The sequence below is a fragment of the Bacillus sp. CGMCC 1.16541 genome, assembly GCF_003184905.1.
Taxonomy (GTDB): domain Bacteria; phylum Bacillota; class Bacilli; order Bacillales; family Bacillaceae_H; genus Priestia.
The window spans coordinates 153851-177588 of the sequence record NZ_QFRU01000008.1; the positions used below are offsets into that span (position 1 = coordinate 153851).

The 23738-nt window shown below is 38.6% G+C and carries 20 protein-coding genes; 5 read left to right on the forward strand and 15 right to left on the reverse strand.

The genetic code is table 11. The annotated features are described in order from the left end of the window. Nucleotide 1: 1 nt before the first annotated feature. From DIS06_RS10230 to DIS06_RS10245, 4 genes are all read right to left on the reverse strand, one after another. Nucleotides 2–1561 carry a spore germination protein gene (locus DIS06_RS10230; RefSeq protein WP_239422002.1) on the reverse strand — a complete coding sequence of 520 codons (1560 nt, stop codon included), beginning with the start codon at nucleotides 1559–1561 and terminating at the stop codon, nucleotides 2–4. Nucleotides 1562–1700: 139 nt separating this feature from the next. Beyond that, nucleotides 1701–2426 (reverse strand): CPBP family intramembrane glutamic endopeptidase, encoded by a 726-nt coding sequence (locus DIS06_RS10235; protein WP_110113165.1) that lies wholly within the window; start codon nucleotides 2424–2426, stop codon nucleotides 1701–1703. 72 nt (nucleotides 2427–2498) lie between these two features. Continuing rightward, nucleotides 2499–3029, reverse strand: coding sequence for a helix-turn-helix domain-containing protein (locus tag DIS06_RS10240; RefSeq protein WP_110113166.1), 531 nt, complete (start codon nucleotides 3027–3029; stop codon nucleotides 2499–2501). Between the two features lie 286 nt (nucleotides 3030–3315). Beyond that, complete coding sequence (locus DIS06_RS10245; RefSeq protein ID WP_110113167.1) at nucleotides 3316–6114, reverse strand: glycosyltransferase; 2799 nt, start codon at nucleotides 6112–6114, stop codon at nucleotides 3316–3318. A 161-nt stretch (nucleotides 6115–6275) separates the two neighbouring features. On the opposite strand from DIS06_RS10245, the gene DIS06_RS20605 reads away from it, so the two are divergent. From DIS06_RS20605 to DIS06_RS10270, 5 genes are all read left to right on the forward strand, one after another. Continuing rightward, complete coding sequence (locus DIS06_RS20605; protein ID WP_239422004.1) at nucleotides 6276–8684, forward strand: DUF6385 domain-containing protein; 2409 nt, start codon at nucleotides 6276–6278, stop codon at nucleotides 8682–8684. A gap of 78 nt (nucleotides 8685–8762) precedes the next feature. Further along, nucleotides 8763–10712, forward strand: a complete 1950-nt coding sequence (locus DIS06_RS10255; RefSeq protein ID WP_162595938.1) for a glycosyltransferase — start codon at nucleotides 8763–8765, stop codon at nucleotides 10710–10712. Continuing rightward, nucleotides 10709–12325: a glycosyltransferase family 2 protein gene (locus tag DIS06_RS10260; protein WP_110113169.1), complete on the forward strand. Its 1617-nt coding sequence runs from the start codon at nucleotides 10709–10711 to the stop codon at nucleotides 12323–12325. The genes DIS06_RS10255 and DIS06_RS10260 overlap by 4 nt, the downstream gene beginning before the upstream one ends. A 22-nt stretch (nucleotides 12326–12347) precedes the next feature. Then, nucleotides 12348–14066, forward strand: coding sequence for a glycosyltransferase (locus tag DIS06_RS10265; RefSeq protein WP_275425426.1), 1719 nt, complete (start codon nucleotides 12348–12350; stop codon nucleotides 14064–14066). 18 nt (nucleotides 14067–14084) lie between these two features. Next, entirely contained in the window at nucleotides 14085–14618 is a 534-nt protein-coding gene (locus DIS06_RS10270; protein WP_110113171.1) for a DUF6385 domain-containing protein, read from the forward strand. A gap of 60 nt (nucleotides 14619–14678) precedes the next feature. Here DIS06_RS10270 and DIS06_RS10275 read toward each other — a convergent pair whose 3' ends face one another. The 11 genes from DIS06_RS10275 to DIS06_RS10325 all read right to left on the reverse strand — a co-directional run bounded on the left by DIS06_RS10275 (nucleotide 14679) and on the right by DIS06_RS10325 (nucleotide 23597). Beyond that, nucleotides 14679–14921 carry a hypothetical protein gene (locus DIS06_RS10275; RefSeq protein WP_110113172.1) on the reverse strand — a complete coding sequence of 81 codons (243 nt, stop codon included), beginning with the start codon at nucleotides 14919–14921 and terminating at the stop codon, nucleotides 14679–14681. 9 nt (nucleotides 14922–14930) lie between these two features. After that, nucleotides 14931–15509: a hypothetical protein gene (locus DIS06_RS10280; protein ID WP_110113173.1), complete on the reverse strand. Its 579-nt coding sequence runs from the start codon at nucleotides 15507–15509 to the stop codon at nucleotides 14931–14933. A 163-nt stretch (nucleotides 15510–15672) separates the two neighbouring features. Further along, on the reverse strand, nucleotides 15673–16245 hold the full coding sequence (locus DIS06_RS10285; RefSeq protein WP_110113174.1) for a hypothetical protein: 573 nt from the start codon (nucleotides 16243–16245) through the stop codon (nucleotides 15673–15675). Between the two features lie 189 nt (nucleotides 16246–16434). Further along, nucleotides 16435–17277, reverse strand: a complete 843-nt coding sequence (locus tag DIS06_RS10290) for a hypothetical protein (protein ID WP_110113175.1) — start codon at nucleotides 17275–17277, stop codon at nucleotides 16435–16437. Between the two features lie 16 nt (nucleotides 17278–17293). Next, complete coding sequence (locus DIS06_RS10295) at nucleotides 17294–19699, reverse strand: heavy metal translocating P-type ATPase (RefSeq protein WP_110113176.1); 2406 nt, start codon at nucleotides 19697–19699, stop codon at nucleotides 17294–17296. 164 nt (nucleotides 19700–19863) lie between these two features. Then, nucleotides 19864–20070, reverse strand: a complete 207-nt coding sequence (gene copZ, locus DIS06_RS10300) for a copper chaperone CopZ (RefSeq protein ID WP_110113177.1) — start codon at nucleotides 20068–20070, stop codon at nucleotides 19864–19866. 15 nt (nucleotides 20071–20085) lie between these two features. After that, nucleotides 20086–20427: a metal-sensitive transcriptional regulator gene (locus DIS06_RS10305; RefSeq protein WP_481746858.1), complete on the reverse strand. Its 342-nt coding sequence runs from the start codon at nucleotides 20425–20427 to the stop codon at nucleotides 20086–20088. A gap of 92 nt (nucleotides 20428–20519) precedes the next feature. Further along, nucleotides 20520–20717 carry an AAC(3) family N-acetyltransferase gene (locus tag DIS06_RS10310; protein ID WP_110113179.1) on the reverse strand — a complete coding sequence of 66 codons (198 nt, stop codon included), beginning with the start codon at nucleotides 20715–20717 and terminating at the stop codon, nucleotides 20520–20522. Nucleotides 20718–21249: 532 nt separating this feature from the next. Further along, complete coding sequence (locus DIS06_RS10315; RefSeq protein ID WP_110113180.1) at nucleotides 21250–22932, reverse strand: M20/M25/M40 family metallo-hydrolase; 1683 nt, start codon at nucleotides 22930–22932, stop codon at nucleotides 21250–21252. Nucleotides 22933–23082: 150 nt separating this feature from the next. Then, on the reverse strand, nucleotides 23083–23319 hold the full coding sequence (locus tag DIS06_RS10320; protein WP_110113181.1) for a hypothetical protein: 237 nt from the start codon (nucleotides 23317–23319) through the stop codon (nucleotides 23083–23085). Nucleotides 23320–23327: 8 nt separating this feature from the next. Further along, nucleotides 23328–23597 carry a hypothetical protein gene (locus DIS06_RS10325; protein ID WP_110113182.1) on the reverse strand — a complete coding sequence of 90 codons (270 nt, stop codon included), beginning with the start codon at nucleotides 23595–23597 and terminating at the stop codon, nucleotides 23328–23330. Nucleotides 23598–23738: the final 141 nt, after the last annotated feature.

A 23738-nucleotide genomic window follows, 5' to 3' on the forward strand; every position in this document is an offset into this window, starting at 1 on the left:
TTTAATCTTCGATGTCATGATCTCTCCATTTGTGAGACTTAAGATTAAAACGTTTAGAAACGTCCGACCTTAATTGAGTTGGTCGGTTTTTTTGCAAGTAATTCGGCAATCTAAATAGAGAATCTTTTAAGTCAACAAGTCGCAGTGGATACACCGGTGCAATATACGGACGCCCTAGCGACGTTAGTTTTAAAATATGTCCAATAAATAACGCAAAACAAAATGTCACACCCACTAATCCCCACAATTGTGCAAACAATAAAAACGGAAAGCGAATTAAACGAATGACGTTACCCATTTGATAAACAGGAGTTGTAAATGATGCAAGGGCTGCAAGGGCTACAAGAATAAGTAATACGTTACTCGTCAAACCAGCTTGAACCGCTGCTGTTCCAATTACGATACCACCCACGATACCAATTGTCTGACCAATCTTTGTCGGTAATCGTGCTCCTGCCTCTCTTAATAATTCAATCGTTAATTCTAAAATACACGCTTCAATAATAGGAGGAAACGGAATCCCACTACGTGAAGCAATAAGTGGACTTAATAAGTTTTGTGGAATCATTTCATAATGGTACGTCAATACTGCAACATAAAGCGGAGTTGAAATCACCGAGAAGAAAACGGCAAATAAACGAATAAGACGAAAAGCAGACGCAAAATGCCATGGTAAATAGTAATCTTCAAAAGCAGAGAAAAATTCTTCTAACGGTGTTGGACCTGTTAATACGTGCGGAGAACCATCGACAATAAGAGCAATCTTTCCTTCGGTTAAAACACCTACTACACGATCAGGACGCTCCGTATCAATCATTTGTGGAAATGGCGAACTACTATTATCGGAAATAAGCTGTGCTAGTATCGAACTATCAATGACTTTATCGTAGTCAAAATCTTCAATGCGTTGCATTACTGTATTTACATTTTCTTCGTTCGCAATTTTATCCATATACACAATGGCTACACGTGTTTTTGTTAATCTTCCCACCTTTAATTCTTGGACAATTAACTCGGGAACTGGAAGCCTTTTTCGCACAAGGTTTAAGTTCGCATCGATTGATTCTACAAATGCCTCTTTTGGCCCTACTACGCTATATTCAACTTCAGGTAATGAAACTGCTCGCTTTTCAATGGATACAGCCGGAACTGTAAGTACCTCTTTTAAATTCCCTTTCGTTTGAATTAGAACAGCGCCTGACATAACGGCTTCACTTATTTTCTCAACGTCCTTCACAACTTGAGTACCATCAATAGGCAATACACATTGTAAACCAAATAACGTACCTACTCGTTTTTCACCGTTCACGTAAGGCAAGATATATCTGTGTAAAACATCTGGATCAACCATACTTTTATAATAATGAATGTAGTAACCACTTTCTTCCGAATACCGAAACGATACAAAATCAGCTGACTTTTTACATAGTTGAAGAAATTCATCTAGCTGACGATCTTCAGGAGTTAGCGCATCTGTTTGGCTATTTGTCTTTTGTTCGGTTTGTTGGTCACTATTTTGTTTCTTTTTTTCACGTTTACGATGAATTTTAAAACCATCCAAATGACATACCTCCTACCTGATTTTTGTTATTCTTACCTTTTCCTATTTTTAGTATTTAATGATAACTTCACTAAAAATTTACATAAAAAAGCTACCGACATTTGTCAGTAGCTTACACTCATCAATCACTTCTACTTTTTTAGTAAAATAATGGTATGAAGATGAGTTGCATCGATATATGTGTCATTGCATGGGCGATAATCGCGTACTGCAAACCATGTTTCCAATACAAATAACCAAATGCGATTCCGCCCACTCCATTTAGTAATAAAGCCCGAACAATTACAACGGTTGTCAGTTCGCCAAAAATAGCTACATTTGCTCCAAAGTGACCAATTCCAAATAAAATACTTGTAAAAAGAATGGCAAACCAATAATAACCGCTCTGAATATTTGTTTGTTTTTTCACTTTCACGACAATGTAGATAACAAGCGTCATTAAAAACAAACGCAGCATTACTTCTTCCACAACACCGCCGTAAAATATCCCCATCAACAGACCGATAAATGAAAAAGCAGGTTCATTTTCTGTCAGTTGCGGAAGAAACGAACGAAAAATAAAATAATCACTACCTATAATAATAAGTCCAATTAGCACACCTAACGCTACCGCTAATGCAAATCCTTTTTGTTCATTCTCACTTTTACGTAGCATCAAATCTGTTCTTTTCATCAACTTTAAGCCAATTAAGCTTAAAACAAACGTGATGACACCGACTTGAATCGTACTAGCAAGTACCACAAGGTTCTCTTGCCCTTTAGGAACAACTTCTTTTAACGTCTCTAGCTGTGCGAATGTTAAAAAGAATCCACCAAGTAACCCAAACACACTAAACATAAGTGCTTTCTTTACATCTGTTTTCATCTGACTCCCCCTAGTTTCACTTTTTGTATTAATTCATTTTTTGGTACCATTAATTCAAAAAAAGAGCATGCCTCATTTCGGCATTACGATAGTCGTAAATGCTCTTCCTTTTGCATCAGGTGAAGGCTGTTTTGTCATATAGTTCATGACCACTTCGCTTAACTCCATTCCTAATTGCTGCATCTCTTCGTCATTCAGTTGCAACATCACTTGACGATAACCAACACCATCTTTTTCTAAAGATACGTTCTCACGTTCTAAATATGCATGAAAATCTTTGTACAATGTAAAAAGAAAAGTAAAAAACAAATGAAGGTGCTCTTCTTTTCCGTACGATTGAAATTCCTCAGGCGATACGTTCATGGAAGCCATATCAAGTTGATAAAACTTTTCAACCGTTCCTCTTACTGGCTGCTCTCTGACGACTTTAATCATTTCAGCTTCATGTAAAATACCGATTTGACGATAAATGCTCGTACGTGGAGTGTCTTTAATCAACTCCGACAACTCTTGAGGAGATCGCTCTTTGCCATCAAGTAAAAATTGAACGATACGCATTCGAACAGGATGCAACAGGACTTCCATCTTTTTTAATTCATCCATTCAGTTTCTCCTTTTTATCATTAATTTTATTTTTGGTATTAATACAAATAATAGTATTATAAATCAAGTGGAAAGTAAACACCTTTTACATGATTTGATAACAAAAAGGACTTTATACAAAATTGAAAATAAAAAGGCCCTTTCCTCATTGAGCCAAACTCTTCACGCTGTCTCATATATAAGCGTGCTCAGAAGATAGACGGTATACAAACAACACCCCTTGCCTCTCTATCTATCGTGGGCAAAGGGGTGTGATGGACTCTTGGTTTAGCTCTCTTGTCTGTAGTTAATGAGAAGAAAGCATTGGATAAGAGCCTGCTTCTCCTGTAATTTTCGCTATCTTTTTAACTTCATAATTTTCAAGTAAATGTTTTAATAGTGGTACATAAGAGTTAGTAGCATACTCAGTGTCTCGTTGCGTTAAGTTCTCTACACAATTTATCTCATGCATAAAACAAAATAATGGTGGAACAGTAGCTTTTTCATCAGATAAATAGGCTTCTGTATAAGCTACTTTCACATCTTTATTAGTTGTCATCTTTGTTATGAGATTTTGAAGGTGATTAGAGTACAAAACATCTCCTTCTATTAAATAAGTTACGAAGTCCCCATTGGCTAAAAAGTAAGCTGCTTTCAATCCCTTCCAAATGCTTTCGTTTCCAATTGAAATCATCTTTGTTGGATACGGAATTTTATCTAAGCATCGTTCAATCCCTTTCAACGTATTTGATTTATTAATCACAACTACTTCTACCCTTTGATACACTTGCTTGCTCAATGATTGAACTGTTTCTTGTAATAACGCTTCTTCTCCTTCTGTCACTGTTACAACAACTGTCACAAGTGGATTTCTATAAGGAACAAACAAGTCTTGAAGCGAATAGTTATTCGTTAACAGTTCTTTAATTTGTAGTTTTTGATTCACTTGCACCGCTTCAGGTAGCTGCCATTTTTGTTTGAATTTCGTCCAATTTTCATAAAAGACTTTATCGTATTCAATCTTTTCATTTTTAAACGTCATATGCCCAAAATGATGTACATACGATCCTCGTGCAACGTGACATGTAAATCCAGCTAAACGTGCACGTAAACAATAATCATCATCTTCAAAGTTCCCAATCCCAAAACGTGTATCAAAGCCGCCGATTTTCTGAATCACTTCTTGCTTAATAAGCATACAGAATCCAGACAATAGTGTCGCTTCTTCTGAACGATTCCAGTGATTCATCGCGTTTACTTTTCCGTAATTTGCAATTTCCTCTTTGGATTGTAAATTCACATTTGGTAGGCATTGTGTACTTCCTGCATAATTTGTCACTGGTCCGACTAACCCAATTGTTGAATTCGACTCTGCAATATAAAGAAGCTCCGTTAACCACGCTTCTGTTACAAACGTATCGTTATTTAACAACAGAACATACTCTCCAGTCGATACCTCTAATCCTTGATTACAAGCATATGCAAATCCTTTGTTTTCTTTATTTTCAACAACAGTTACGTACGGAAGTGTGTACAAATAGTCAATTGTCCCATCTGTAGATCCGTTATCTACAACAATTAATTCAATCTCTTCACTTGTAAATTGAAGAATCGATTGCATACATAGCTTTGTATAGTTCAATTGGTTATACGTAATAAGAATAATGGACGTTTTTTTATTCGTTTGACAAATTGGTCGTTTTTGACAAGATAAAATAAACTGTACACTTTCGTACTCTAAAATATCTTGTTCACTTAAATTTTTTAACGTAAAATCCGGCGTATCTAGATTGATGAGTGAATGACCATCTTTATTGCTAATTAAAAAGTTTGGATCTTTATTAGCTGTTACATGTCGTTGTATGTAGCCAGCATCAAACAGCATCTTTTGCATTTCTTTTAATGTAAAGAAACGAATATGTGTGTTATCAAGAATGCCAGCATATTCGTATGCCCAGTTCCCTCTCAATAACTCATTTACCGTGGAGATGTGGCGAATATTCGGAATGCTTGTGATAAGGGTGCCACCTTCTTTTAAATATTTAGATAAGATTGCAAGCACTCGGTAAGGGTTGTATAAATGTTCTAATACATCCGCACAAATAATCACATCAAATGAATAGTGAGGGATAGGCAAGTCTTCTAAATGATCTAGATTCATCACAAACACTTCATCATAATATTGCTTGGCATTTATGACAGCTAATTCATCAACTTCAATTCCATACACCTTACAGGATGGATTTTTCACTTTTACATATTTTCCGATTCCTCCGGCTGCACACCCTACATCTAAAATCATTTCACTTTCTAACGGAATTTGATCAATAATCTCTTTTCTCATGTGATTAAAATAACTTTGTGGTTTCGGAAAAGAAGTAAAAGAATGAATAGACCTTTCTGACCACATAGACAGCTCCATCGTTGTTTCATCTGTTAAATGGTCATAGTAACCTTTTTCAGCTTGAATTGGATCGTGATTGGTATAAAACGCTTTTTTCTTTTCTCGTAAAGGTGCATCTACATAACCAAAATGCTTAATTTTCACATCAATCATTTTTGATTTCCCAGTAATATTTCCGGGTATACTTCCACAGTGGAAGTTCCCTCCATGATCAGTTTTAAAAATGGCTAGTTGCTCAACATTTTGCCCCCATGTTGTAAAAAGACGATTCTCCCAAAAATGAGCATACAAGCTATTTTCCGTTCTGTAGGTGTTCTCTCCATTCCAAAAGTACAAAATGTGCAAAATGAAACTTGTATATTGAGGGTTTTGAGGATCGATTGCTGAAATTTCATGTAAAATTCGATCTCCCGCCGTCTTTTCAATCACTTCATCTCCATCTAAACATAAAATCCAGTCTGGTTTTAATGCGAGTGTCCACTTTAATAATTGGTCTCGATCACGCGACTCATCTAACGGTTTATCTTGATAATAGTATGTTACTTTCTCAAATGATTGGCAAATTTCTTTCGTTCGATCCGTTGAACCGTCGTCTAAAATGACAATGTGATCAACAATTTGACTCGTTACACTCAATGATTGCTCAAGCCATTTCTCCTCGTTTTTCACTCTCATCATGCATGCAAGTATCGGCTTCTTCACTACATCTTCATCTCCCTCTACTTCCTTCTTTTCACTAAATATATGAGCGGATGAATTAAATAATCTTTCTTTTCATAAACGCGATAGCAAAACAGGTTGTCCCCTCATATCATGAGCAGTATCAGCATTATACAGATTAGATAGAAAGGAATCATCAGAACATGCCTAACTTCGCAACCTTTAACCTAGATCCTAATGATTTGCGTACGCTTATTTTCGGATTAGATAATACAGGCACAGCAAGAGCTGTTTCAGTCGATACACTCGGTCGTTTAAATATAGGGTCTATCGATTCCGTAGCCACTCTTGAAGGTGGGACTCTGGATACACTTCTTGGCGGGACGTTGAACACCTTACTTGGTGGCACACTTACGACTCAGCTTGGTGGAACTCTTAACACCTTACTCGGCGGGACGATTACTACCCTTTTAGGCGGGACGATCAGTAGTGTTGGAACTCTAGGTGGTGGCACGATTACCACTATCGAAGGTGGAACATTAGATACACTTCTTGGCGGGACGTTGAACACCTTACTTGGTGGCACACTTACGACTCAGCTTGGCGGGACGTTGAACACCTTACTTGGTGGCACACTTACGACTCAGCTTGGTGGGACTCTTAACACCCTACTCGGTGGGACAATTACCACCCTTTTAGGCGGGACGATCAGTAGTGTTGGCACATTGGGTGGTGGCACGATTACCACTATCGAAGGCGGAACTCTAAACGTTGTTGAAACGCTTGAAGGTGGAACATTGGATACACTTCTTGGCGGGACGTTGAACACCTTACTTGGTGGCACACTTACGACTCAGCTTGGTGGGACTCTTAACACCTTACTCGGCGGGACGATTACTACCCTTTTAGGCGGGACGATCAGTAGTGTTGGAACTCTAGGTGGTGGCACGATTACCACTATCGAAGGTGGAACATTAGATACACTTCTTGGCGGGACGTTGAACACCTTACTTGGTGGCACACTTACGACTCAGCTTGGCGGGACGTTGAACACCTTACTTGGTGGCACACTTACGACTCAGCTTGGGGGGACTCTTAACACCCTACTCGGTGGGACCATTACCACCCTTTTAGGCGGGACGATCAGTAGTGTTGGCACATTGGGTGGTGGCACGATTACCACTATCGAAGGCGGAACTCTAAACGTTGTTGAAACGCTTGAAGGCGGAACATTAGATACGCTTCTTGGCGGGACGTTGAACACGTTACTTGGCGGAACACTTACGACTCAGCTTGGCGGGACGTTGAATACCTTACTTGGTGGCACACTTACGACTCAGCTTGGGGGGACTCTTAACACCCTACTCGGTGGGACCATTACCACCCTTTTAGGCGGGACGATCAGTAGTGTTGGCACATTGGGTGGTGGCACGATTACCACTATCGAAGGCGGAACTCTAAACGTTGTTGAAACGCTTGAAGGTGGAACATTGGATACACTTCTTGGCGGGACGTTGAACACCTTACTTGGTGGCACACTTACGACTCAGCTTGGTGGGACTCTTAACACCCTACTCGGTGGGACAATTACTACCCTTTTAGGCGGGACGATCAGTAGTGTTGGCACATTGGGTGGTGGCACGATTACCACTATCGAAGGCGGAACTCTAAACGTTGTTGAAACGCTTGAAGGTGGAACATTGGATACACTTCTTGGCGGGACGTTGAACACCTTACTTGGTGGCACACTTACGACTCAGCTTGGTGGGACTCTTAACACCCTACTCGGTGGGACAATTACTACCCTTTTAGGCGGGACGATCAGTAGTGTTGGCACATTGGGTGGTGGCACGATTACCACTATCGAAGGCGGAACTCTAAACGTTGTTGAAACGCTTGAAGGTGGAACATTGGATACACTTCTTGGCGGGACGTTGAACACCTTACTTGGTGGCACACTTACGACTCAGCTTGGTGGGACTCTTAACACCCTACTCGGTGGGACAATTACTACCCTTTTAGGCGGGACGATCAGTAGTGTTGGCACATTGGGTGGTGGCACGATTACCACTATCGAAGGCGGAACTCTAAACGTTGTTGAAACGCTTGAAGGTGGAACATTGGATACACTTCTTGGCGGGACGTTGAACACCTTACTTGGTGGCACACTTACGACTCAGCTTGGTGGGACATTAAACACTTTACTCGGTGGAACCATCACCACTCTTTTAGGTGGGACTGTCAATATTGCATCAGGCTCTTTAACAACTGTCGTCTCTATTTCACAACAAAACTTTGTTGAGAGCTCTGTTTTAAACGTACCTGTTACAACAGCCTATACTCCACTTGCCAACCTTCGTCGAGATACAGAGCTATTTGACACATACTCTTACTTCGTTAAAAATAACACTGCTGCTGCTTCTGTTGACATCATTATCGAAATTAGTCCAAACTCTACGGATTGGTTTGTTGATACAACCGTCACAAACATCGGGCAAACAGTTGAAGCCATTATTCCAAAAAGATTCATGAAATATACGCGCGTTTCTTATAAACTAACGAATGCCGGTACAGTCGCAACGATTGATGTTTACTTCAACGCCCAAGGATAATTCACCTTAAAAGAACAAGAGGAGGTACTAGGACAGTGCCTCCTTTTCATATTACATAAAAATAAGGAGGTGTTAGAAGTGGCCTCACCAACGATTAGTGCAAATATTATTGTCCGCAATGCCGAGCGTACCATTGAGCGCTGCCTTAATAGCATTCAAAAAGTAGTCGATGAGATTGTAATTGTTGACACAGGGTCAACCGATCAAACTCTAGAACTCTTAAAAAAGTATCACGTTAAGCTCATTCAAACCAATTGGAATGATAGCTTTAGTGAAGCACGTAATGTAGCAAAATCTCATTCTTCAAGCGAATGGATTTTAACCATTGACGCTGATGAATACCTTGCTAATCAAGAACCTCCACTGCGTGAAATGCTTGTCTCAACATGTGAAGCAGGTTGGATCACCGTGAAGAACTTTTTATCTGATGACTTTCTTCATTCTAACCAACAGCGAGCTTTACGATTATTTAAAAATAACGAGCTTTATTCATTCTCTGGACGTATTCACGAGCAAATTTTACCATCAATTCTTCAACAGCATCATAAAGTAGAAGTTCTTGAGATTCCTCTTGAAATTCATCATACTGGTTATTTACAATCTGAAGTGCTTACTCATCAAAAGTCGTTACGCAACTTATCTTTATTAAAAAAAGAGTTATCTGAACAACAATACCCTTTTCATCATTACAATATTGCAGTTGAATACGTACGTATGAATGAACATGAACAAGCACTTGAACACCTTATTACCTGCTTTCAACTTGAAAAAGAAGCAGCATCTTATTTATCATCTGCTACCTATTTAAAAGCTGTGATCTTACTAGTATTAAAAAGATACAAAGAAGCACAAGATTGGCTACTTACTTCTCTTGATCGATATAAAGATTATGCAGATCTTTATTATCTACTTGGAGAAGCTTATATGAAACAGCATTACTATGAGCAAGCAGCAAATGCTTATTTAACTGCCACAAAACAAAACGTAAACAATCAATATATGACGAATGAAGGTACAAATAGCTTTGGAGCTTACTATAAAATAGGCCGCTGCTTTCAACAAACAAAGCGGTTTAAAGACGCGTTACTTCACTTTTTACCCGTTATATCCTTACGCCCTAATGATCGTGAAGCTTACTTACGCACGGCGGAATGTTTACATGCACTTGACATACCTGTCCACCAAATCAAAGGTTACTTTGAAGATGTTATGACCCATCATCATGGACAGCCCTTACTAATTGTTCACGCTTTGTTCCATATTGGAGTCTATCAGCTTACTAAACCTTTTATAGAAATGATCAACGAAAAACAGTTAACGGCATCCTTACAAAATGAAGTTTATATGAATGAACGGCTATTATCTGACGCGATTACGATACAAAAATCTCTTCTAAGAGACTTACCTGAAGCTGAACAGTTACCGATTATAAGAGACCATTGTCTCGCTTTTTTAATAGAAGGTGTACGTTTACCACAATTTCTAAAGCGACACCTTCACACTACATTTCCACAGTTATACGAAGTTATTTACGAGAAAAAGTTAAATGAAGAGGCATGTCAACTAATTGATCGTGCGCTATCGCTTCATTATCCTGAGCTCATCAATTATTTTGCATCTATTCATTCTTCAACAGATGCACTTCTATTCTATGGAAAACAACTATTTAAGCATGGATATTTAAATCGAGCTGCGGATTACTTCATTTCCTTGCTTGAACAACAGTCTCTGTCAACGGAGGTTGCCACTTATTTAGGCGAAATTCTTTATCATAAAAATCACTTAGAAGAAGCCATTTCACTACTCGAATCTGTAGATGAATCAGCGTTAACAGATTCGCTTCGTCTTCTTTTATCTGCTTGCTACTTAAAGGAAGCAAAGCAGTGGCTAGTTCGTCTATTAGAAGAACGGCCAAATGAACGGCTACAACTTCACCTACACGATACGGAAAAAAGCTTACATCGAATTGAATTGTCCTTGTCATCAGCTGCATGGACAGTTAAACAAAGGAGGAATGGTGAAAAATGAAGCGACGCCTTTCCTTTTGTATGATTTGTAAAAATGAAGAGAAGCACCTGCCACGCTGCTTGCAAAGTGTTGCCTCAATTGCTGATGAACTGATTGTTGTGGATACAGGTTCAACTGATAAAACGATTGCAATTGCCGAACAGTTTGGTGCGTTAGTTCTTCATCACCAGTGGAATCATGATTTTGCGGAAGCTAGAAACATAGGACTATGTGCTGCTACAGGAGATTATGTATTGTTTTTAGATGCTGATGAGGAACTTCACCCTGACGATCAACTAACTCTACGAAACGTTGTTGATACAACAAACGATGAGGCCATTTTCTTAAAAATTCATAACTATGTAGGGAAAATAGAAACTGAACAAAATCGTGACATCAGTCCTGTCTTGCGACTTTTTAAACGTCATCCACATATTCAATTTGAAGGGCGTGTGCATGAACAAATCGGTTTTAGTATTTCGCGCACTTATGAGAATCCCTCCTACGCGTTCACAGATATTCGCATTTTACATTACGGATACTTAGACGAAGTTGTACAAGAAAAAGAGAAGTCAAAGCGAAATATGACGTTATTGAAAAAAGCCGTGGAAGAAGATGATAGCAATCCGTTTCATTATTATAATTTAGCGGGTGAATATATTCGCATTCATAAATACGAACCAGCCCTTCATCTTCTACGAAAAGCAAAGCAACTATGTCAAATCGAAACGATGGCGTTTGGACACCTTGTCATAAAAAAAGAAGTTTTCTGCCTTGTCATGCTAGGAAACGTGACAGAAGCCATTGAAACATGCAGAGCAGAGATTTGCAAGTTTCCTGACTACATTGACTTATATTTTTTATGGGGAAAATGTGCCATTTTATTAGGCCACATAACTGAAGCAAAAGAAGTGTTTACAAAAGGTTACGTTATTACAAGTGTCCCGTCTTATTACTCGATTGATGCTGCAAACCAAACCGCACATATTCCTTTTCACCTAGCTGTTCTTGAAGAACATGACGGAAACGTTTATAAAGCAAAACAGTGGTACGAGATACTACTCTTACATCACCCTACTTATCCACACGCCTTTTTTCGTTACATTCGCCTTTGTAAAACTTATCAATTAGACAACTGGCAACCCTTTTTACGCAACTTACAAATATGGAAGGAGAATGAACAAACGAAGACCTTTCTTCATATGTTAATGTTAGGTGGGCACTTTCAGTTCGTCCAATCCATCGTGAAAGAACATCAGCTAAAGGAAGCCATTCCACAGCTCTTTGAAATTTGCATAAATGAAGGCTCTCCGAAAGAACAGTTGTTTAAAAGGCGCAACCTTTCACAGCACTTTCAACATTTCTTATATACAGGAAACTTCCCAGATCAAGCTACCTTATCAAAAGAAGACTATGAAACACTACCTCTTTTATTCTTACTGAGCTCTGCTGATGAGCAAGCTAAATTATTAAAACTGTGGAGGTATAACATGCTACTGTACAAAGACAATGAGCACGCACCTCAATTTGCATTACATCTCGTCCAGCGAGCAAATTACTTATTAAAAGGCGCAACTGATCCAGCTATATGTTCTATTTCCTATCACCTTCCGTTACTTATTTATAATGAATAGTGCGTATAACCTTTCACTCTGTATGATTGTGAGAAATGAAGAACGACATTTAGCACGTTGTCTTTCTTCCGTGCAATCCATTGTTGAAGAAATCGTCATTGTTGACACAGGATCAACAGACAATACGGTTTCAATCGCAAAATCATTCGGCGCACAGGTATTTAAAGTAGCGTGGGAACATGACTTTAGTGCAGCTCGTAATCTAGCACTGTCAAAGTGTACACAGCCTTGGATACTCGTACTAGATGCAGATGAAACATGGGATTCCATGAACAACAAAGACCTGTCCTCTCTCCTTCAAGGAGAAGCAGTTGGCTATTATGTCAACATTCGTAATTACATCGGTCCATCTCTGAATAAACAGAGCTACACGACAGATTATACGTGCCGCCTCTTCCGACGAGATGAACGAATTCAGTTTAATGGTTATATCCATGAACAAGTCATCACATCCATTACGAAACACTTTCTAGACAATGAGCTATTATTCACATCGTTACTTATTCATCATTTCGGTTATGTAGACGATGCGGCTTCTTATGAAAAACATCAGAGAAATATGTCGTTACTCATGAAGCAATATGACTTAAACCCTACTGACTCATATACGCTTTATGCGATTGGAACGGAATATTTTCAGCAAGAGAACTATGATGAAGCACTTACATGGTATGAACGTTGTCACCTATCTATATTAAAAACAGATGGCTTTTATCTTGATTTCTTGTACAAATATAGCTATAGCCTATATGAGGTAAAGCGTCATAAAGAAGTACTTACACTTCTTCTCTCTCTAGAACATGATCAAAAAATAGCTTCTCCTGACTTACTTGAGTTGCAAGGCTTTATTTACTTAGAAAATCAACAGTTTCAACAAGCAAGTAACGCTTTTCAAGACTGCATAAACATGTGTACTATCCATCCTTATCCTTCTTTATATGCTGGAACTGGGACATTTCAAACGTTCTTTCTACAAGGAATTGCATATACGCGACTTCTTCAGTTTCAAGAAGCTGAAGAATGTTTTTTCCGTTCTTTCGCGTTCAATAATGAGAACACTTCCGCGCTTTTAAACTGGCTACGAATTAGTTTACTTTTATGGCCTCAAGCAAACGGCTGGCTTGAAGCCTTCACAAAACGATTTAAAGTGCTAACCGACAATCATGCAAAAATTCTTTTATATGAACTAGCTCTCTGGCATAAACATGAACAAGGGCTTCTCTTCTTATCAGCGATTCCACACCTAGGCAGGATCACTCCCTTTTTACACAGTGTGCTTCATGTACAAAACGGGGATTATCCAAGAGCACTTTACCTACTAAAGCGGATCGAACATGAAAAGCGAGCCATCCTTATGAAAAAGTGCCTAGCTAATGAAAAAGTAACAAAGAAAGATACAGACTTCCTTGGAATCAAGCGAAACGATTTCTTCTCACTACTAAATCAATGGTCGTTTGTTGATCAATCAATCGGTTCAATGACTCATTTATATCCGAGTCTCTATGATGCACCACTCTCTTTTTTACAACAATTAAAAGCCACAAAGGATGCAACATATGAACAGCAAGTACTTCAACTATGGATACGTGGCGTCCAACAGGAAAAGCAACAGGCACGCCAGCAATTTTATCAGCTACAGAAAATGCACCCAACTCGATTAAGCTCACTCTCTTTATATACTCAATGCTTACAAAAAGAATTAACGCCTCAATATGATTGGCTCGAAGTAACAATTCATTAAAAAGGGAGGTGACCAACTTTGAAGCGCGATGACCAAACAAAGCCCTCGAAGCCTTTACTAACCACGATTCCGACCTTAAGCTCCACTCGAAAAAACCCATCAGATGCACTGCCTGTTAGTAATCAAAAGAAATATGATTGGATAAAGTTAACACGTGTGCCCTTGTTACACGCCGAAACAGAGTCTGGAGAGAAAGTTCCTCTCCAAGTGAATAAATTCAAACGACTGAAAATAAGTGCTGTACAGTTTGTAAATGAAAAAACAACTATCCACCTAACAAGAAAACCAAAAGAAAGTTGCTCTTATAACGTCTCAGAATTCCAAACCTATACATTAGCGGTAGTCAATCATTCGTGTGAACCGATTGACGTCGTGTTACAACTAAGCCCTAATAACCGTGACTTTTATACAGAAGGTCCCACTTACCGCATTTATCCCGATGCTGTTGAATTAATTGTCCCACAGCGCTTTACAAAGTTTGTGCGTTTGCGATTAAGCGCATGTCATCCCCCTGCTTCAGCCACGATTTATTTGCAAGCTCAAATGTATTAAAAATAAAAGCACGCCTCATTGAACGAATACATCATTCAATGAGGCGTGCTTTTAGTACAATCATTTTAATAGTGAAAACAACTTCAGTACTCCAACAGAATGATGACTAACAAATCCACACTGATTGCAAATGAGCATAATTGTCGGAAAATGAATGTCATCACCCGCTGCTCCGTTCACCTTTTGCAACACAAGCTCATCCGCTAAAATCCACCCTTTATGACTGCACATCGGACAATTACTCCGAATATTCTTTTCTTCAATTACTTTTTTCACTGAATCATTACAAATTCGATTATCCATTTTTTCACCTCATTGAGAAATTAACTCCCAGTAAGTAATCGTAATTGCAAGTATATTTACTTGATTCGTATTGTTTGTCAATCTCGTATAGAGTGTTCGATCACTTGTCGTACTAGGGACAACAACTGCTCCATCGTATATTTCGGTAACTGTCCCACCCGTTTGAATAATCGAGCTAAACAACGTCCCACCAGTAGTAGGGTCGGTCGCTTGCGAAATATATTTACCTACTATAGCACTTGTATTTGTACTTCCTGAATTCGTATTTACAGGTGTAATCGCAGTACCCGCTGCTGCAAATGTCGCGTTAAATAAAAGATCCACCGTCGTATTTGTTGTGGCTCCTCCAAATACAGTTTGCACGTAAATGGTTCGATTTGAATTCGCTGGCATGGTCAATTGTATACTGAGAAAACCATTAGCCGCTACGCTTTCACGACCGGTCGTAACGGAATAAAAATTCCCTTCCATTGCTGCCATTTGAGCGACAGGTGTCACGACAGTAGGACTAGTTACAGTTGAATTCATTGAGACAAACAACGGATCTCGCTGATTGTTATAAACTAACGTACTTCCTCCAATCGACACATAGTCATCCCCTTCTCTGTCTAGTCTTATATAATCATCGTATGACGCGAGACAAGGATTATGCTCATTCATTTTATGAGTGTAGCTTCATTTTACAGAATAGAGAGCGTCTCTTTAAACGACAAAAAAGAATGAGATTATCAATCTAATTTCATTCTTTTCATTAAGAAACTAATTCCCACCAGCTAACATTGACAGATAAGATATTCGTTTGATTGGTGTTGTTAGCCAAGCGAATATAAAATGTTCGATCAGTCGTTGTACTAGGAATGATAATTCGTCCACTATAGTCAATAACAACCGGCCCTCCTGTTTGGATAATTGAGTTTACACGAGTACCACCTGTTGTAGGGTCGGTTGCTTGTGATAAATATTTCCCAGTTACCACGCTCGTAATGGCGCTTGCTAAATTAGAGTTTACAGGTGTAATCGTTGTTCCAGCAGCAGCAAACGTCGCATTAAATAAAATATCAATGGTTGTATTCGTAGTTGCTCCTCCGGATACACGTTGAATATATACGGTTCGATTAGAGTTGGCTGGAATTGTATACTGCACGACTAAGAATCCGTTAGCTGCCACTGATTGAGACCCTGTTGAACTTTCAAAGAACCGTCCTTGAAATGCGGCTGTTTCAGCAGCAGAAACGACCGTCGTTGGACTTGTAAGAGAAGAGGTCATCGACACAAACAATGGATCTGTTTGTCTATTATAAACAAGCGTACTTCCAATAGGCACATCTCTCTCTCCTTTCTCTGTTTCCATAAACTTTCCGCTGAGAAATGGCATGTTTCATCGCATCACTTGCCTTACATTTACTCGTAACGAAATAGCATTTTGTAACAGTTTATGGAGAGATAAATGAAAGGTGCTAGTTCATTAAACAACAAAAAAAGAACCAGAGCCTCTCACTCTGATTCTCCTTCATCATTTTACTTCTACAACGAATGGGTACGTATGAATGTTTCCTTCAAATTTAAACTCACCCCATATTTTATACGTACCTGGTTGTGCGAACGTCGTTTCAAATATCGTTTGATTGTCTGATGTTGGGTGAACATGTAAAAATCGTTCTCCTTTTTCATCTAAAATCACGACGTGACCGAGCGCTCCTAAATACGGTTCAGGTTTATGGCCTCTTGTATCAAACGTTAACATCACTGATTTACCAGCTTGTAGAGGCGTTGTTGTTAATTTTACTTTTTTCCCGTCAATGGTTTTCTTTCGTGTTTCATCAGGTGTTAAGTTGTTGCTTTCGTGATTATGATGGTTCTCTCCTACATGTAATTCAATAGGATTCACGTGATAAGCAAGTTGTTTAGGTTTCATATCAACAAATACTTTATACGCTCCATTTGGTAAATGGAATTCTTTGTTGTAGATTCCATCTCCTTTTTCTTCTGGATGTAAATGATAAAAATGACTTAAGTCCTGACTCACGACAATGAGATGCATCCTTTTTTCATGTGATAACACTAGTTCAGGTGCATGACCATCCTGATCTTTTACATCGATTGTAATCATGGCGTCGTTAGCGTTATATGTCATATTGGTCGTGACTTCGCTCTCACCGATTTCATTGTGATCTGAGTGGTTATCGTGTTCACTACTGCTATGTTCATGACTCGTTTTAGTCGTACTCTCATGATTGACTTCATGGGCATGCTGGTTGTTATTTTCGTTCGTTTTATCGTAAAGGGTATACACTCCAATGACAATGGCTAAAAACAATACGGCTGACATTCCCCACATAAAGATGATCTTACTCACTCAAACTCCCCCTCATTTACAACTTTACTCGTTGCAATCGTAATGCATTTAGTACAACCGACACAGAACTAAACGCCATCGCCGCTCCCGCAAGCCACGGAGCTAAGAACCCTAATGCCGCTACTGGAATACCTAGCGTATTGTAAGCAAATGCCCAGAATAAGTTTTGTTTTATGTTTCGGATTGTCACTCTACTCATAAAGATTGCATCTGCTATCCCGTTTAAATCTCCGCGTATTAATGTAAGGTCAGCCGCTTCCATTGCCACATCTGTTCCCGTTCCAATTGCCATTCCAATATCGGCTGTAGCAAGTGCGGGTGCGTCGTTAATGCCATCCCCAACCATCGCCACTTTCTTACCTTCACGTTGAAGCTTCTTCACTTCTTCTGCTTTTCCTTCAGGTAACACTTCAGCAAGGACATGCGTAATACCGACTTCTCTCGCAATGGCTTCTGCAGTCTGCTTGTTATCGCCGGTCATCATGATAACTTCAAGTCCCATCGCTTTTAAGCGCTCCACCGCTTCTTTCGATGTTTCTTTAATCGTATCAGCAACGGCTATCAGACCTGCTAATTGGCCATTAATTGCGATTAACATCGCTGTTTTCCCTTGGCTTTCTAATCGATTCATTGGGTCTAACATTGAACTTACTTCAACGTTATATTTCCCCATTAAGCGACGTGTTCCAATAAGAAGGGATTTTCCTTCTACTTCTGCTTGAATACCGTAACCAGGAATTACCTCGAATGCTTCTGAATCGCTTAATTGAATACCTCTCTCTTTAATACCTGTAACGATTGCTTCTGCAAGTGGATGCTCTGACTGACGTTCAGCTGTTCCAACAAGCGTTAATAGCTCTTTTTCTTTATACATATTTGTTACGACAACATCCGTTAACACGGGCTTTCCGTTTGTCACCGTTCCTGTTTTATCAAGAACGACGGTATCTAATTGATGTGTTGTTTCAAGGTGTTCGCCACCTTTAAATAAAATACCAAATTCAGCAGCACGCCCAGACCCCGCCATAATCGAGGTTGGTGTTGCTAGCCCTAAAGCACAAGGACACGCTATAACAAGCACTGCAATTAACTTCTCTAATGCCACTGCAAATTCACCAGGACTGACAATGAAAAACCAAACAAGAAACGTAATAATTGCGATCCCAACAACAATCGGAACAAAAATTCCCGAGATGACGTCTGCTAGTCGTTGAATCGGCGCTTTTGACCCTTGCGCTTCTTCCACTACTTTAATGATTTGAGCAAGTGCGGTTTCTTTCCCGACTTTTGTTGCTTTTACTTTTAAAAAGCCACTTTTATTAATGGTTGAACCAATAACTTTATCACCGATTACTTTATCAACCGGAATGCTTTCACCTGTAATCATGGATTCATCTAATGCAGAACGACCTTCCACAATTTCACCATCTACCGGTACTTTTTCACCTGGTTTTACATACACAATATCACCAGCGATGACCTCTTCAATCGGTAATTGTTTTTCTTCACCATCTCGTAAAACCATCGCCGTTTTCGCTTGTAACCCCATTAACTTTTTAATCGCTTCCGATGAGCGTCCTTTTGCTTTTGCTTCAAATAACTTTCCTAATAAAATGAGCGTAATTAACACAGCACTTGTTTCAAAGTACAGTTCAACCATTTGCTCTCCTGATCCAATCGATTGAATACTGACATACAAACTGTAAAAATAAGCAGCCGACGTTCCAAGCGCCACTAACACATCCATATTGGCACTTTTATTCCGTAATGCTTTGTATGCTCCTACATAAAACTGACTTCCAATCACAAACTGAACCGGTGTCGCAAGCGCTAGTTGTACCCAAGGATTCATAAACATATCAGGAAGCCAAATAAAAGATGTAAATTCAAAATGACTCACCATCGCCCAAAGCAGGGGGATAGACAAAATGATTGAAAATAAAAACTTACCTGTTTGCTTTTCAATTTCTTTTTGACGATGATCGACTTGTTCATCTTGCTTTTCTTCTAATTGAAAACCAAGTTTTTGAATGACTGCTTTCATATCTGATACAGTAAGATTGGCTTCGTTGTATTCGACTTGAGCGGACTCTAACGCAAAATTCACCGTCGCATGTTGAACTCCATCTAACTTATTTAATCGCTTCTCAATCCGGTTTGCACACGCTGCACACGTCATACCTACTACATCAAATTCAGTTTTCTTTGTAATCACTTCATATCCTAACGTCTCAATCTTTTTCTTCAGTGCTTCAACATTTGTTTTTGATGAATCAAAGGTGACTTTTGACTTTTCGAGCGCCAAGTTCACCGTTGCGTCCTCTACACCGTCCATCTTTTTAAGACCTTTTTCAATTCGAGTCGCACACGCTGCGCATGTCATGCCTGCAATTTGAAGAGTTGTTTCTTTTTGTTGACTCATTTTCTTCACTCCTCGTTTCGATATACTATGGTGGGGTATATTTTTTAGCAAAGCAAACGCGCTTATGGTAGCGCGCTCTCACTCCAACTATACCCTGGTATAGTATATTAATATGTGTACTCATTCTTTTTGTTACAAATTAAATGAAATGAGCGTTAAAAAAATTACTGTACGTCGTATCCTTGATCATCAATTGTCTCTTTAATCGCGTCTACTGTTACAGCACTTGAATCAAAAACGATATCAACTGTACCTGATTCTAAGTTTACTTTGACTGACTTTACACCTGCTAATTCTCCAACGCTACCTTCTACTACTTTTACACAATGACCACAAGACATTCCTTTTACTTGTAATGTTACGTTTTCCATTTACTCCATCTCCTTTTACTTTTTCATTAACTTTTGAAATGTGACGAGTACTTCGTCTAATACTTCCGTATCGCCTTCTTGAAGACGATTAACAACACACCCTTTTAAGTGCCCTTCAAGTAAAATGCGTGCTACACTATTTAAAGCCGATTGCGTCGCAGCAATTTGTGTAATGACATCATCGCAATACGTATCTTTTTCAATCATTCCTTTAATGCCACGAATTTGACCTTCTACTCTGTTCAAACGTGACACTAAGTTCTTTTTTACTTTATCTGAATGATGACTCTTTCTTCCATGATCAGATGAGCAACAAACTTCCCCTTCCACCACTGATTCCAGCTTATCTTCGTTCATTGACATCACATCAGCTCCTTACACTCAATATACTATACCCCTATATAGTATGTAAAGCCATAATAATTGTCTCCGTTTAGTGTTTCTACTTTTTATTTCTTTAGACCATTATCGTACATCGTTAACCATTCCTCAGTAAACGTTACTGCTTCTGAAAAAGAAAATAAGTATGTATGTGCAGAACCTACTTTCCCCACTTTTACACTTCCTTCTCGTACAAAACATTTCCCAATTTCCTCAAATAATTCTTCTCGAAAGGCAAGTTCACGACAGGTCTTCCATACGCCCATCTAATCGATGATAAAGACGTATGAACGAGAACGGTCAATCACTAAATACGGGAACAAAAATAGCAGAAATGATCCAACAAACAGGAGGACATGACTTACCAATTCACATATGATTTCTCCTATGAAATCACAGTAATAATCACATACAAAAAAGCATTAGAAGCAACAGACTCCAATGCTTTTTATTTAATGTATTCAAATATTGCCCAAGGAAGCCATAAAACAGGTTCAGTGCCTATATCATCATTACTATAATCACAATAGCGAGAAGCATCTTCAAGAGAAAGTATAAATTCATTTTGGTTCAAAGTGAATGTTTAGTTTGGAATTCCCTCGCTTGTTCTATCGTTGTAAATACCTGTAAAATCCCAAAACCCCTTCTTCAAGTTTATTTTCTCCCCATTTTTCTATTTCATTATAGGTGACTTGAGAAATATTTAATTATTGAGCGTATTTAATTTTCGCTTTACTTGACCTACCCCATAATACAGTTGTCTCAGGGTGAAAGTCACTCGACCTTTTTCTTTTACCCTCATCCAGTCTCACTCGTACGCCCCTCAATATCAGCTAACATGGCAATTGATGTAGACCGAATAAGGCGTGGGAGAACGTTAAACGTATAAGGCTTGTAAACACGCTCTGTCCATTTATGCCCGTCTTTTCCATATACACCCATATTAACAGATGGAATATTCAATTCCCTCATTTCTTGGATTGGTAACGGAAACGTCGCACTCATTTCTGGAAAATTCTCTACAAGTGACGCAATTTCTTCATCTGTTTCATGGATGGATAGAAAGCTTCCATCTGCTAAGTACGGAAAAAATCGTTTTAACTCAAACTCCTCACCTGTTTCGTAAGACATGGATTCCATTGACTCTTTTACAATTCGAGCTAAATTCCAATCACGTTCATTTTGTTCATTTAAATAGTTATGTGGCAAATATGGAGGCGCATAAAAAATAATGACTCTTGGCTTTTTATCTGGATCGAGTTGTTGAAGTGCCTCGACCATTTTAAATGACAACTGCCTTGCCTCTAGCCCTTTATTTTCTAAGATCACTTCCTGCATCACATGCTCAACATCGATTCCTTTTTGTATGAGCTCTTCTTTCAATTCTGCTAAGCTTGTCACTTCTACATTCCATGAATAATTCTTTGGAGGTAAGCCCGTTCGCTTAATGAATTCTTGATAATTGTAATATAAAGTAGCCTCAACTTCTCTACATGCTTCCACCGCAACTGATTTTAGCTTATCCATTACTTCTTTGGCAGTTGCTTCATAAATAAAGTAGTTAAAATACAAAAAGCTTCTTTTAGCTGTCTGCACATTATAAACATCTTTTTCATCTTTTTGATGAAGACAAGACGGTGGTAAAATCAATTCACCAGGAATGTTTTCGGCTAACTCAATGTTATTGTTCATTCGTCGATTAATTTCAGATGAAATATAGGTCGGGTCAATTCCTGATAGCGTGTCTCCTACATGAGTTTCTCGTCCATAAATATAAAAGCTCGGCAACAACTTTCCTGCAGCTCCTGTATAAATATATCGCTTTTTATCACCATCATAGAGAGGGGTAATAAAATCGGTATTAATCGCGACAATATAGTCTAGTTGTTTTTCAACTTGTAGTCTTTTCAATTCTGCAAGCGACGCAATTACGCCTTTATGCTGACTTTCCTCGTCTGGGTTTGCCATAAATAAAAGGTTACCAGGAAGTTGAACTCGATTCTCTGAGAAGTACAAGATATTTACTAAGTGAACCGCAATTCCACTTTGCATATCGACTGACCCTCGACCAAATAACCAATCTCCAGAATGAGCATCCTTTTTCACATCTTGATCAAACTCATATTGCTTAAAGAATGCTTCTAATCGATCCGAATGAAATGCGTAAGGCTTCAAGCTACCATAATCTTCAATCCCTACCGTATCAATATGTGCATGATACAAAACGGTTTTGTTCGAAGTTGAATATCCCTGCACAAACGCAAACACATTTTTTCTACCAACCGGATCGTTCGGAATCAGTTGCTCCCAAACATGTGATGGATTCTTTTTAAAATAAGGAAATGTAAGAAGCACTTCCTTAATAAAATCCGCAACATGAACTTCTCCTTCAGTCCCATTAATGCTATTAATTTCAATCAACTTTCGTGTAACCGCTTCAATTTGATCGTTCATTGTCATGTCTTTGATTTGTTCATACATGATCGTTCACCTGCTTGTCTATGTCATTAACATCTGTTTCCATTATTTTAGCATATAAAACAGTGAGTAGTTTAAATTTTCAGAACAAAAATTCATTAGAATAGCGATTGACATGATACACACAACCGCTATCCTCTCACAAACTTCTGTTTAAACCAAATTCGTAATACTTAAATAAAACATCGATACTGCAATGATAGGAAATAAAATACGATACATCTTGTTGCTGTCATTTGGAAAAAACGTGCGAATTGTAAAATAAACACCCAATACAGCATACATGATATAGAAATACGGATCTTTTCCAATAAAAATAGCTAATAACCCAATGATAATGACAATAGCTCCGATAACATTTTCAACCATACGTGACTTTAAAATAACCATTCCTCCTACTATTCTTTCAGTCTATCTACATATTGTTTCACTTCTATTAAGGATAACCCTAACTCTTCTCTCGCTCGTTTCACTGCTCGAACCGTTTCATCGTTCTTTAACAATTCACGTACCTCTTCATCAACAGGATGCTCAGGTATATCCATATTCCCAGCTATACGTTTTACTAATCGTCTCGTAGCATCAACCTTTTTTCCACTTGATATAATCGACTTATCATTGAAAGAACAAGAACGACGAGTATTAAGAAGAAGAAAATCTCCATACACCGTCCACCACCTTTACTTCTTATATTCTACTATGGAATACGTGATTTTCAAATGAACACTTGGACAAAAATAAAAGCCCTTACCTAAAATAAATAGCGGTTCACTCTAAGGAGGCTCAGGAAAACAACAATCTAGTCTTAC